Source organism: Methanolobus sp. ZRKC3 (genome assembly GCF_045291275.1).
Taxonomy (GTDB): domain Archaea; phylum Halobacteriota; class Methanosarcinia; order Methanosarcinales; family Methanosarcinaceae; genus Methanolobus.
Genome location: NZ_CP146982.1, coordinates 955,111 through 967,997 on the forward strand (window position 1 = coordinate 955,111; position 12,887 = coordinate 967,997).

Genomic DNA, 12,887 nt, shown 5'->3' on the forward strand with positions numbered 1-12,887 from the left:
TTATTTCCTCTCCTTTTCTTTGTAGTAGCTGCTTACTTCTTTGGATACGACTCTTTGTACAATCTTCTCACGGGATGAATCTATCTTTATAGGTGTCACCAGATAACAAACTGAAGGTCTGAAAGGCGTATCCTGGAATGTGGTCCAGACCTTGGTCATGTCATCCAGATTTAGATGGGTCATTGTTATATGCAGTTCTTCGTAGTTTTCAGCCAAACTTCCCCTCAAAGCCGAACCTTTCAGGATAGAGCTATCGTTAAAGATCTGTATGGCTCTGCCCAGCAAGCTGTGTTCTTCTTTTGTCCTTTCGGTCTTGTCCTGTATTCCAGTCGATGGATGAGATGTTAGCATATAGTACAGATCAAGGGTCAGGGGTGGGAAGCTTAATCTGGTGGGATCAAGAGAATCGTTCAGCTGCATATCTTGGTTTTTCATATAGGTATTCTCGGTGATCTGGTACAGAAAAAGAGATAATCGTATGTTGTCATTGCTTTCAATCTCTCCTGGAGATGTCAGAATTATTGAATTCTGAATACTTGGGTCTAAGTTCTCTTTTAAGAGATCTATTAATGTTTCTCCCACTTCTGCTATTACTGTATAATCAGACACTCTTTCATCCCCCATATTTTGATATTTTAGGAAAATAGTTTCTCATTCTGATGTACAAACCCAACTTCCAACAAATGAGAATTGCAACAATAGCAGCTATAAATTTGACTTATTTGACTAGATCATAATAAATTCCAAAATCACTTTGGTTGCAGAGTTTTCCCATTTTCTGAAATTCTCTTTTTGTGGTTTTGATTATGTGTTTCATCTCAACAACACCAGAATCACTTGCTGCTAAGAAGGCAGCAGACAGAGCAATATTTTTGATATTGCCGCCTGTGATCTTGAATTTGGACAAGAATTTAAAATCGACATCGTTTCCTAATGGAGTTTGTTTAGGGAATATATTCCTCCAAATTATCTCCCTGGAATCTTCATCAGGAAATGGAAATTCAATTGTGAACTGTAATCGACGCAGGAAGGCTTCGTCCATATTCTTTCTGAAATTACTTGCAAGGATGACAATGCCTTCATGCTCCTCCATTTTTTGGAGTAAATAATTTGTTTCGATGTTTGCATAGCGGTCATGTGAATCTTTGACTTCTGACCTTTTTCCAAAAATAGCATCTGCTTCATCAAATAGTAAAATAGCATTGCTGGTCTCTGCTTCCTTGAATATTTTTTTAAGGTTTTTTTCAGTCTCACCAATATACTTACTGACTACACTCGATAGGTCGATCTTATAGAGGTCCAGTTCAACCTCCTTTGCAATTATCTCGGCAGCCATGGTTTTGCCTGTACCCGAGGGTCCAGAGAATAAGATATTCAACCCCTTTCCCAGAGACAATTTTTGATGAAAACCCCATTCATTATACACTGTACCTTTGTATTTAATGAAACCACAAACTTCTATTAACTGTTCTTTCGTGTCTCTTGCAAGGATTATATCGTCCCATTTATAATGTGAGTTTATTTTTCTGGCAAGTGTGCTAAGTTTCTTGTTGGATTGAGCCTTACAGCCATGAAAAAGGTCTTCCATAGACAAATTTGATTCATTGGTATCCCTTACTATTTTAAGATTGGATGCTGTAAAAATAGCATCTCTTATTTGACCTCCACTAAAATTAAATTTACTAGCAAGGGCACTTATGTCCAAATCATCAGATTGCTTCCAATCGTTCTCTAAGTACATATCCCATAAATGTTTTCGAGTTGTGAAGGAAGGTATTGAGAAAGGATAATTGATAAATGCAGCATTCTTAAGAAAGGATCTTGGCTCCCATGGATGTTTGGTGGACAGAAAAATCAAGTTTTGATATTTGGCCAGCTTCTGGATAATTTTTATTCGAGATATTTCAGAATCTTTATTTTCCAATAATTCATCAAAGTTTTCAAAGTATAATGCTAAATTTTGCAAAATTGCTTCACGGAGAATTATATCTAAAATTTCAAAAGCTTCATTGTCCAGCAATGAACTTGAATCGATAATTAGTAATTTCTTTCCTGATTCATTGCAAATTGTTTCTGCAGTTGTCTTTTTTCCAGTTCCGTAAGGACCGTGAAACAGAAGTATCAAAGTTTGTTGGTCACGGATTTTACTTGTGATGTTAGATAATATTTCATTCTCATCTTCAACTAAAATGAGATCATTGAATGATTTTTTAGGTTCTATTATTGATGAAAAATTCTTTAATCTAAAATCTATTTCATCAAACCCCATCAGGAAATTTATTATCCCCTCATCCAGTTTAATCAATCTAGATAAAAGCGGTAGTTGCTCATGTGACCCTTCATTTGTGAGATGAATTAAAAGGTTCATAATTAGTGGAGCCTCTGGAAAAAAATATTCTCGCGCTCTAAATTTATCTTCTTTTGAAAAAGAAAGAAGTTTCATTACCAGATCAACACTTGGTCGTTTCTTTGTCACATCATTTTGAAGATAAGAGTACAGCTTTTCGTATTGCAGATCAAGCTCTGATGCAAGACATATCAGAAGAACATCCAATTCAAAAGAATCAAGGTGAAAAAGTTCAGACAAACTTTGTAATCGTAGTTCTGTTCCTCTTCTAATGCTCTCATTCTTTTTTGCATCAATCTTTAGGGATATTTCCTTTATTTGCTCAAGCGCCACATTTGAATCTTTATCCGCTTTAAAGCCACAGTTCAAATCTTGCAGAATCTCATCAATCTCATCTTCAGATATGTATAATCCTCTGAAATCATTCATGCAATGTTGATTTTCTCTAAATTTATTTAATTCTGTGCGAACTATCAAATCTATTCGTGAGAGCTCCTCCAAAAGATGTTCAAAACTACTGTTATAGCCATCCATATTAGATGTTACCCTATACTTTCTTGTATGCTTCAAGAATAATTTTGCGATCAGGCATATTTCCATAAGACTTAAGCCTATCAACTTCCAGCAAAAATCTTCCAATTACTTCCGGATCCATATTGTTTTTCTCTGCAAATCGCCCGGCTAGAACTTTTAATTCTTTTCTGGATGAATATTTCTTAGAGACAGTATCATCAAAAAAATTGAATATTATACCACATTTTTCATGGCCTATCGTTCTTGTAGAAGGATTTACTGAAGTACATATATAATCTTTAAATGTTGATTTTTTGACAAATTCCCCACACTCGCATAAAATCATTTAACCACCCTAAATTCGTGAAAACATAGTTACCACTAATCAAAAGGAGTTGTCATCGCCCCACTGCTCGCTCCCTCACTTAAAAAACATTATGAATAAAATCCTAACCCTTGTAAAGTTAGGAGATTGTAACATATAAATATTTCCATGATACAGAATATATATTTTATTTATGTACATTTACTAATAAATTATAATCTCAAGGATTTATCTACCTTGAATCATGAATTAACTCCTTCCCAAAATAATCTCAAACCATAATTATATTTTTAATAACTTTCATTATCACGCAGAATAAATAACATTATGTTGGAGTGGTAATATTGGGAATTACAGACCTTAACGACGCTCAATTAAAAGCAGTATCTTACACCGATGGACCACTTCTTATCCTTGCAGAACCTGGGTCCGGAAAGACACTAACAATAACAGAGAAAGTAGTACAGTTAATAAAAGGAGGTCTTGAGCCGGATAAGATCCTTGCATTGACCTTCTCAGAAAAGGCTGCAGCTGAGATGCAGAATAGGATCGAAAAGAACATTGGTTCTTCTTCTGGCATAACTGTGTCCACATTTCATTCATTCTGTAACGAGCTTATACGTGACTTTTCTCTGGATATGGGTATAAACCACGGGACCCGTCTGATATCTAAAGAACACTCACATGTATGGGGTGCAAAGAATATTGATTCTTTCAATTTTGAATACATCGCCATTCCCACTGTGCCCTCAGACCTCATCACAAGCCTACTTAAGTGTTTAAACCTTTTCGTAAATACATACTTTCTTCGTCAGATAGAAGCCGATATGTAAACACCAAAAGATATGAGTACTATAAATAGTGCGCTTGATATGTGACGACATGACATGCACCCTACAAGAATATTGCGGTTACTACAGATTTACGATATCTAAAGCTATATGAGTTATACCTCAGAATAAAGCCTTTACTTGTCTCAATAGATGGGTAAGTGGTATTGGGGAAGATAAATATTAATTTTTTATAAGTATAGGGCTCTGTAGAAATCCTCGATATTCAGTTTTGATAGATTTTCTACAGAACCCAACAACCATTCTTTTTTAAAAATCGGTAACTTTACCGACCACATGTATATTCATCCTGACATGGAATATACACAAACCCAATAGTTTGGATTTATATCTTTTACTGAAAACCAGGAAATTGGCTCAGTATCTTGTTGCTAAAAGGAAGAGTATTGATTTTAGTAACCCTGCTTATGCTGTTGAAATACAGGATTCAGATGATATCAGGCAAAAGATACTCAGTTTTTTTATTCTGATTGAAAGGGGGCGGGTTCTCTAAGTGTAATTTGCATTACATGAAAAAGAATGCTAAGTTATCGTTAAAGGACACAGTGAAATCAAATTATTTGATTAAGAATATTATGTTTGGGTACATACGAACAGATTTATGTAGTATCCGAACTTTGTAGGAGTGCTTTTAGAGACTGAAACTACTTTGATAATTATAGGTCTAGATGGTATTACTTTAATCGTATTTACTGTTTTTTCGTATCTTTAACCAAATGGTTGTATTCTTTTTAAGCTAATACTTAAAGGACGTGAAATATTTGTTTAATAACATGGATTCAAATGCTCCAGTAGAAGCTGGAGAAAATTACGAAGTGACAATTGAAGATATTGCAAGAGAAGGCGACGGAATCGCAAGAGTAAGCGGATTTGTTGTTTTCGTGCCAAACACCTCTGTTGGCGATGAAGTTACAATAAAAGTTACAAAAGTAATGCGCAAGTTCGCATTCGGCGAATTGGCTTAATTCTTACAATTAATAATTAATTAAACATGTGGTGGAAAATCAAGATATTGGTTTTCCATCTTTACTTTTCTATTGAGTTTTGTTTTTTTATCGTGAAGCAAAATGCCAAGAGTGAGAAGCCATTTACTCTCAATACTCATGTGAAGGAGAGGTTGGAAACTTGGGGCTAATATTGATTCGTTCGTTTTGCCACAGATACCAATTTTGTTCTTTTTTTTGGTAAGAAATGGTTGTTACTTTCAATCAACTTACTATGAGTTTTTATAGTACTTATTACAGAAAATAGTTTGAAATTAAAGGTGGGTGCTAAGTTTGGAAATTATAAACGAACCAGAGATAACAGAATTAGAAGAAAGAACCGTAGCATGCGTTTCTTTTGTCGGCAACTATGTGGGTAAGGTCGAGGTCTTTGCAGAGCTGTTCGGTAAATTGGGCAACTGGGCAGGTCCGAAACAATTGATAGGACCGAATACTCTTTTTATGTCTGCCTATTACGGTGATCCAAGAGTTACCCCTCCGGAAGAACTTAAGCTGGATGCGTGCATGACCATAAACGATGATGTTGAAGTCGAGGGGGAGATCAAGGAGCAGAAACTTCCCGGTGGAAAGTATGTAGTAATGCATGCAGAACTGACAGGAGCAGAAGAATATGTATCTGCATGGGAAAATATCGTTGAGTGGTTGATGCGAAATAACCTTGAAATTGACATGTCCCGGGCAAGCTATGAAATTTATTTGAATGATCCCGAGGAGCATCCGGAAAAGCATCATATTCTTGATATATGCATGCCAGTCAAGTGAATAAGATCCAGGGGGCATTTCTGAAATGTAAATGCTTCTCTTAACAAAAGTAACATGCCTTATACTGAATGGAAGAAGATGGGGTTCTCTAAAGGTACGTTGCATTACATGAAACAGAATGCCAGAAGTGATAAGCCGCTTACCCTCAATACTCACGTAAGAGAGAGGCTAGAGAATTGGGGAGAGTGCTGCTAAAATAAGAAATTGGTTGAATTTAGATACATTCATATAACTTGTGATAAAAAATTAGGGTTTACGAGGTGGAGACTCATATGGGAATTGAAAGAGTTCTACAACTTTAGACTTTTTATCAACAACGAAAGCATTTTCTTCATTTAAAACGACATAATTTACATAGCAAGTCGTTGAAGGAAATGATATGAACACAAGAGATCCAAAATTAACTGTCCTGCAATTCAATGAGTACATCAACAATCAGGATGCAGATGAATTGGGCAAATTGCTGTCAGAAGGCACCAAATTGGTTGAAGGTGAAGAAACAACCAAAACGGGAAAAGCCGAAGTGGAAAATTCTTGGATTGAATTTTTTAAGTTAGTTCCTGACTATAGAAACCACTTCACCAGAATTGAATCAAAAGGTGATAGAGTGGTCGTTATTGGCTTTTCAACTTGCTCAAATGAATTGCTTGATGGGCCTGCACTCTGGACAGCATCAGTCAAGGATGATCAAATTGATGAGTGGCGCATCCTTGAAGATACGAGAGAAAACAGGGCATCCTTAGGAATAAATTGAAGGTTTACAAACTCGTCTTCTTCATATACTCCACAGACTTCTTCACCAGCTCCCGCAGGAAATCCTGATCCACATCTTCCAGCTTCTTGATGTGGCAAGGTTGAGTACAGGAATAAGAATAGTTCATGGGGATCTGTCCTGTTGCTAAAAGCAAGGGAGTTAAGCCACCATCTTGTTGGGAAGAGGAAAGCTGTTGAGTTCAACAAACCTGCTTATGTAGCTGAAAGAGATGATTCTGATCTGTTGAGAAAGAAGATCATTGATATGTCTTACACCGAATGAAAGAAAATGGGATTCTCAAAGGGCACTCTTCATTATATGAAGAAAAATGCTGAAGCGGATAAGCCTTTTAGTTTGAATACTCATGTCAGGGAAAGGTTGTAGATGTGGGGAGGATGTTGAGAAAATGAAATTAAGAGGAAGCGATTTACTTCCTCAACTGCAAAAAGGTTCAATTATCTCATTTCTTTTCTCAAGAAAAGAACAATAGCTATTCCAAGTACTCCTACTGTCAGCAAAGGATTAGCGGTTGGCATAACTTCAATGTAAGGCTTAACGGTTATATCTGCAAAAATCCCTATATTATCTGGATCTATATACGCTTCAACTTTACCTTCTTTATTTTCATCACGAAGCTTGCCTTTAATTTTTATAGGCCCTGTTTCTCCACTAGGAAATTCTAAATTTGCAGCCTCTACATTACCACCAGGAGGAACATAAATTGTAGGAGTAATTATTGTCTTTCCTTTTAACTCTGCTATATCAGCAATCTCCTCTTCAAAATTTCCGTTTATGTCTGCCTCAGTGATTATTTTTTTCTCTACAATCTCATAACCTCTATCAGTGCCCAAACGTCGTCTATAATCTGATTCGAGATCATATATCCTTGTATGCTCCATATCTGATGGACCTAAATCAAACTCACACTTGCATATTTTTGCTTTCCAATTTGCACCATTTTTCATTGCATCAATCAGAAGTTGACCATGAAGCATTTCATGATAAAGCAATGCCTCATTAATAATTTGACCAAGTGTATCTTTTTCTTGCTTAGTTGCGTTAACTGAATCTATCATTAAATAATTCGTAAAATTCAATTTTTTTATTTTATTTTCAATTTTTACAACAGGTTCATTCCAAAAATATGCCATCGCTGTTCTATCACCAAGTCTATCAGCTTCAGTTTTATTCCAATTGATCAAGCGAGTTGTGACCTTAATTTCAACTTTCTCTATTTCTTTCACTTCAGAGCAATCAATTTCTATGAGGACTGGAGAGAAAAAGCTATCACTTGTGTTGTTAACAGAATGAGGAACCAATCCTTTAGAAATACTATCATTAAGTCTGTTAAATATTGTGTTGAATAAATCTTTCTCAGTATGGTTTGGATCTTGCGGAAATTGTGCAAATGCTGGAGAACTGAAGATGCCAAAAAACAATAAAGACATTATCAGTAGAACTACGGTTGATTTAAACATATTAATAATCTTACCCCCTTATACAAATAATTTCAATAATTGATGATCGATGACTCAATAAACCAGATTTTATTTAACTTTCATTTAAAATTCCCCACAATTCATAGTGAATATGAATTTTGCATATTATGGCTCTGTAGAAAACCTACTTCATATTTTATTTTAGCATAAAAATTTAAAAAGGATTAATCCCCAGAGTATTACTTAGCACAGAAAACACAAAGGGGATGATTGTGTTTTGTCTAACAAATACTTAAAGTTTGTTGATACAGCGCAAGCTGTATCAGGAAACTCCCATCTTCAGATCTATAGTTGCAAGTATTCCAAAAGAAAATATACACAACACCAGTTATTGGTATTGGTTTTGCTGAAAGAGTATCTTAATGAAGATTATAGAGATATTGTTGAACTTATCGAAGTAATGGATGATGTAAAGACAAGAATAGGACTAAAAAAGGTTCCACACTTTACCACACTTCATAAATTCGTTACAAGACTCAAATCCGTTTACTTCCGTGGATTGCTACAACAAACACTAAAACTCTTTTATTCTCATGGTGAAAAGATAGAGGTTACAGCTATCGACTCAAGTGGATTTACTAGTGGCCACTGTAGTTATTATTATTCTTGGAGGACGGGAAAAAAACGTAGATCATTCCTAAAAACGAGTATTTCTGTTGATACTGGCAAGTTCATTATTACTGGTTTTAAGATATCAGCCAAACCTGTGCATGATGCAAAGCATGCAATGAAATTGTTGAAGCAATGTCATAAAACTCGCAGATCAAGTTACTATGTCATGGACAAAGCATACGATTCAGAAGACATACATTCACTAACAAGAGACGAATTTAATTCAATTGCTATGATTCCCCTTAGACAGAGGAAACGGAAGAAAATCAAAGGCAAGTTTAGAAGAAAAATGGTATGGGAATTTGACAAAGCATTGTATCATAACAGAAATTTGGTAGAAACGATGTTCTCTGTTCTGAAAAGAAAATATAGTGAAGTGATCAGGGCTAAAAAGTATTGGAATCAAGTAAAAGAAGTCAAATTCAAGATATTAGTACATAACCTTGACAGGTATGTCAAGGTTATTTTTATTATTCAAATGAGGATTTCTACAGAGCCAAAAATCCACCTTTATCAGTAATCCACCTACATATATTTGCTTATTCAAAAATCCATCCAAATAACTGTATTGTTTTCAACGTAATATTGAATACTTGTATCGTCCATTGAATATCCTACAATTTTATAAACTTCTCTAGATTCCTCGTAGGCATCTTTTGCTTTTTCATCATTAGTAATTTTATTGTCAATTTGCGATAGTTCTTCATATACGTCTCCAAGATTATTATTAATTATTGAATATTCAATTGGGTTACTCTCAGGGGTTATAACTTTCAGTCCCTCCTGATAGGCATCAACAGCCTTGTTAAGATATTCTTTTTTGTTTTGAATCTTGGATAAGTCATTATGTACATTTCCGATGTTGTTTTGAATTATTCCATATTTATACAGATTACCATCTTTGGTATAAACTTTAAGAGCTTCATCATAAGCAGATATTGCCTCATTAAGATTATTTTCTTTGTTCTGAACCTCAAAATTAGCTAGATAATAATATGCATTCCCACGATTATTTTGGGTCTCAGCATGTTTAATTGGAAATTCTTCATATGTATAAATTTTTAGAGCCTCATTGTATGCATTGATAGCTTTTTCGAGATTTTGTCCTTTATTTTCAATATCTGGAAGATTACTGTATGCAACTCCGAGATTATTTTGAGTCTTAGCATATTCAAATGGGGAAGTCTCGTTTCTATGAATCTTTAAAGCCTCATTGTATGCATTGATAGCTTTTTCGAGATTTTGTCTTTTATTTTCAATATCTGGAAGATTACTGTATGCAACTCCGAGATTATTTTGAGTCTTAGCATATTCAAATGGGGAATTCTCATTTGTATGAATCTTTAAAGCCTCATTGTATGTATTGATAGCTTTTTCAAGATATTGTTCTTCATGTTTGATCTCATACATCTTATTATATGCTAAGCCGAGGTTATTTTGAGTCTCAGCATATTCAAATGGGGAACTTTCATTTGTGTATATTAGCAGCGCTTTTTGGTGAGCATCAATAGCATTTTCGCTGTTTATTCCTGGTTCACGAACTTCAGACAACTTACTGTACGCCACTCCGAGGTTATTTTGGGTCTCAGCATATTCAAGTGGGGAATTTACAATTGTGTATATGTTTAAGGATTCATTATGAGCGCTGATGGCATTTTTGCTGTTTATTTCTGGTTCGCGAACTTCAGACAACTTACTGTATGCCACACCTAGGTTATTTTGGGTCTCAGCATATTCAAGTGGGGAATTTACAATTGTGTATATATTTAAGGATTCATTATGAGCACTGATAGCTTTTTTGAGATTAGATTCTTTATCTCGAACTTCAGACAATTTAATGTATGCCACTCCGAGGTTATTTTGGGTCTCAGCATATTCAAATGGGGAACTCAGATTTGTGTATATTAGCAGTGTTTTTTGGTGAGCATCAATAGCATTTTTGCTGTTTATTCCTGGTTCACGAACTTCAGACAACCTACTGTATGCCACTCCGAGGTTATTTTGAACCTTTGCATATTTAAGGGGAGAAAATCTAATTGTGTAGACCCTCAGAGCCTTATTGTACGAATCGATACCTTTTTCAAGATCTTGTTCTTCATGTTTGATCTCATACATCTTACTATATGCTAAGCCGAGACTATTTTGAATCTCAGCATATTCAAGGGAACCCTCATCTGTGTAGACCCTCAGAGCCTTATTGTACGAATCGATACCTTTTTCAAGATCTTGTTCTTCATGTTTGATCTCATACATCTTACTATATGCTAAGCCGAGACTATTTTGAATCTCAGCATATTCAAGGGAACCCTCATCTGTGTAGACCCTCAGAGCCTTATTGTATGCATCGATACCTATTTCGAGATTTGATTCTTTATTTTGAACTTCAGACAATTTAATGTATGAATTTCCAACTTTGTTTTGATTTGATGCGTAGTAATCTGAGAATTCTTTTTCTGATGTTTTATTTATAATTTTATTGCGTTCATTAATTGATTTTTCAATTTGTCCATTCTTATCATAATCATTTGCAGAATTTTCGCAAGATTTTAAGTTAGATTCTTGTCCATACATTACCAAAATGAAACTTATAGCTTGAATAATAACAATAACGAATAATACATTAATGAAAACTTTAATTTTGTTTCCCATATGGCTCCCCCCCCTTCAACGAATCTTTAAAGTGAAATCACTATTCCGATGATTAATATTCCTGCAGACACAACTCCTAGAAAAAATGATGAAATAGATCCACCAAAGTATTTTAATTTATCATCATTTTTTTCACTGATTTCTTTAATATCACTCGATAATTTAGGGCATGCTTTGGCAAGTCCTTCGTTATCATTCACACATCCCTCGATAATACCCAATGTCTCTGCTGCACTTCTTTTTTTCCCCACAATTGTAATCATGCCAAGTACTATAGCAGCTATAAAAAAACCTGTACTTATCGCGATAAGTTTGTATACTGCGCCAAAATTTGAAAAATTTTCATAGAAATCAGACAAAATCGTGTATTCTAAAGCAAGAATAGCTCCTGCAAATGTTGCAACATTTGCTGCTTTACTTTCAATCGCTTCAGTTCTTTTTAATTCTAATTCATATAAATCTGATCTTGTTTTATAAGCTTCATTATTCATCATTGAAATAGCACCCCCACATTTAGAAATCATTACTTTATTGTTTCAAAATCATGCAATAATGGCATATTTATAATGACACGTTAATAAAAACAGCAATAATAATCCAAGTTGTACATCAGAAATATTTTCTTTATTTCATACAAATATTGAATATAAATATAATCATTGCTATTCTTATAAACTCCAATTAACGTCAGACATCACTTATTTTCCCCACTTATCCTTCTTCTACAGGAGATAAAAACACATTCTCAGCAATATCCCCTGTTGTGGTTGCAACTTTTATATTGTATCCCTTCCCTTGTGTCCATATCTCGTTAAGTGTAATCGTTTCCTTCTTGGATCTTTGCGGTTCAATCTGGACATCCTTATCGAAATCTTCCCCGTTCAAGTAAATCCTATCCACGCGAATACCAACATCCCCCCCATTCCTTATAGAAAGTGTAATCTTTTTATCTGGGTTACCCGATGAATCTAACTCAAACTTGACATTTTCGATGCTCAGACCACCGGAAACACCTGTTTGTTTTCCCAATGCACTTCTGGTCCCAAAGTAGAATCCAATAACAACACCTGTCATCTGAACGTATGCAGTTACAATTTCATCATTCCTAAATTCATAAAAAAGCGATAAGAGCAACAATATCGTGAATCCAACAACAAAGGTTCCTGCGATTGTCCTCCTCATCTCCCCTTTGTTCAAACATGTATCAGCTTTATAGCCCATAACAAGTATTGCCCCAAATACCAAAAGGACTACAAATAAGACAATATAAAACCAGCCATAAGGTAGCTCAATTGACGGTGATACTGTTATTTCACTGATGTTATTTTCAGCAGCTGACACCGATGAAAACAGGACCAACATAAAAATTATGGCTATAAAAATGCTCCCCATTCTTCCCTTCTTTGTAGAAAATCTTTTCATTTTCCATCACCTATTATTCCCCTAATCCAAAACCATGTTACTTTCATGGTAAATTATTATAGATAGAATTAAAAGATCGTTGTTGAAATCAAAATGAAGTTACTTTCTCAAGTATTAACTCTGAATATCTTTTTATTCACTCTTCTGGA

Annotated in this window: 14 protein-coding genes and 1 pseudogene; 7 read left to right on the forward strand and 8 right to left on the reverse strand. The window is 34.8% G+C overall.

All coding sequences use genetic code 11. The features are described 5' to 3' along the window. From V7O66_RS04815 to V7O66_RS04825, 3 genes are all read right to left on the reverse strand, one after another. Positions 1-609 carry a DUF4255 domain-containing protein gene (locus V7O66_RS04815; RefSeq protein WP_406661839.1) on the reverse strand — a complete coding sequence of 203 codons (609 nt, stop codon included), beginning with the start codon at positions 607-609 and terminating at the stop codon, positions 1-3. A 109-nt stretch (positions 610-718) separates the two neighbouring features. Next, the gene (locus tag V7O66_RS04820; protein WP_406661840.1) at positions 719-2,881 is read right to left on the reverse strand and encodes an AAA family ATPase; all 2,163 of its coding nucleotides are present in this window, start codon (positions 2,879-2,881) and stop codon (positions 719-721) included. Between the two features lie 13 nt (positions 2,882-2,894). Further along, the gene (locus V7O66_RS04825) at positions 2,895-3,206 is read right to left on the reverse strand and encodes a hypothetical protein (RefSeq protein ID WP_406661841.1); all 312 of its coding nucleotides are present in this window, start codon (positions 3,204-3,206) and stop codon (positions 2,895-2,897) included. Positions 3,207-3,529: 323 nt separating this feature from the next. Here V7O66_RS04825 and V7O66_RS04830 point away from each other — a divergent pair, with 323 nt between their 5' ends. The 5 genes and pseudogenes from V7O66_RS04830 to V7O66_RS04850 all read left to right on the forward strand — a co-directional run bounded on the left by V7O66_RS04830 (position 3,530) and on the right by V7O66_RS04850 (position 6,556). Continuing rightward, a complete protein-coding gene (locus V7O66_RS04830) occupies positions 3,530-4,018 on the forward strand; it encodes a UvrD-helicase domain-containing protein (protein ID WP_406661842.1) in 489 nt (162 codons plus the stop codon). 791 nt (positions 4,019-4,809) lie between these two features. Further along, positions 4,810-5,001, forward strand: coding sequence for a TRAM domain-containing protein (locus tag V7O66_RS04835; protein WP_406662588.1), 192 nt, complete (start codon positions 4,810-4,812; stop codon positions 4,999-5,001). Positions 5,002-5,313: 312 nt separating this feature from the next. Continuing rightward, positions 5,314-5,802: a GyrI-like domain-containing protein gene (locus V7O66_RS04840; protein WP_406661843.1), complete on the forward strand. Its 489-nt coding sequence runs from the start codon at positions 5,314-5,316 to the stop codon at positions 5,800-5,802. A gap of 51 nt (positions 5,803-5,853) precedes the next feature. Continuing rightward, positions 5,854-5,997 (forward strand): annotated as a pseudogene (locus V7O66_RS04845) (CRISPR-associated endonuclease Cas1); the annotation flags it as partial. Between the two features lie 184 nt (positions 5,998-6,181). Then, the gene (locus V7O66_RS04850; protein WP_406661844.1) at positions 6,182-6,556 is read left to right on the forward strand and encodes a nuclear transport factor 2 family protein; all 375 of its coding nucleotides are present in this window, start codon (positions 6,182-6,184) and stop codon (positions 6,554-6,556) included. A gap of 4 nt (positions 6,557-6,560) precedes the next feature. Here the strand turns inward: V7O66_RS04850 and V7O66_RS04855 are convergent, their stop codons facing one another. Further along, positions 6,561-6,683: a hypothetical protein gene (locus tag V7O66_RS04855; RefSeq protein ID WP_406661845.1), complete on the reverse strand. Its 123-nt coding sequence runs from the start codon at positions 6,681-6,683 to the stop codon at positions 6,561-6,563. Positions 6,684-6,697: 14 nt separating this feature from the next. Between V7O66_RS04855 and V7O66_RS04860 the strand changes: the two genes are divergently transcribed. Then, entirely contained in the window at positions 6,698-6,838 is a 141-nt protein-coding gene (locus V7O66_RS04860; protein ID WP_406661846.1) for a hypothetical protein, read from the forward strand. Between the two features lie 173 nt (positions 6,839-7,011). Here V7O66_RS04860 and V7O66_RS04865 read toward each other — a convergent pair whose 3' ends face one another. Then, entirely contained in the window at positions 7,012-8,034 is a 1,023-nt protein-coding gene (locus tag V7O66_RS04865) for a VPXXXP-CTERM sorting domain-containing protein (protein ID WP_406661847.1), read from the reverse strand. 238 nt (positions 8,035-8,272) lie between these two features. Between V7O66_RS04865 and V7O66_RS04870 the strand changes: the two genes are divergently transcribed. Next, on the forward strand, positions 8,273-9,187 hold the full coding sequence (locus V7O66_RS04870) for an IS5 family transposase (protein WP_406661848.1): 915 nt from the start codon (positions 8,273-8,275) through the stop codon (positions 9,185-9,187). Between the two features lie 23 nt (positions 9,188-9,210). On the opposite strand, the gene V7O66_RS04875 is transcribed toward V7O66_RS04870, so the two are convergent. From V7O66_RS04875 to V7O66_RS04885, 3 genes are all read right to left on the reverse strand, one after another. Beyond that, complete coding sequence (locus V7O66_RS04875) at positions 9,211-11,316, reverse strand: tetratricopeptide repeat protein (protein WP_406661849.1); 2,106 nt, start codon at positions 11,314-11,316, stop codon at positions 9,211-9,213. 26 nt (positions 11,317-11,342) lie between these two features. Continuing rightward, entirely contained in the window at positions 11,343-11,810 is a 468-nt protein-coding gene (locus tag V7O66_RS04880) for a hypothetical protein (RefSeq protein ID WP_406661850.1), read from the reverse strand. Positions 11,811-12,027: 217 nt separating this feature from the next. Next, complete coding sequence (locus V7O66_RS04885) at positions 12,028-12,738, reverse strand: hypothetical protein (RefSeq protein ID WP_406661851.1); 711 nt, start codon at positions 12,736-12,738, stop codon at positions 12,028-12,030. Between the last annotated feature and the right edge of the window lie 149 nt (positions 12,739-12,887).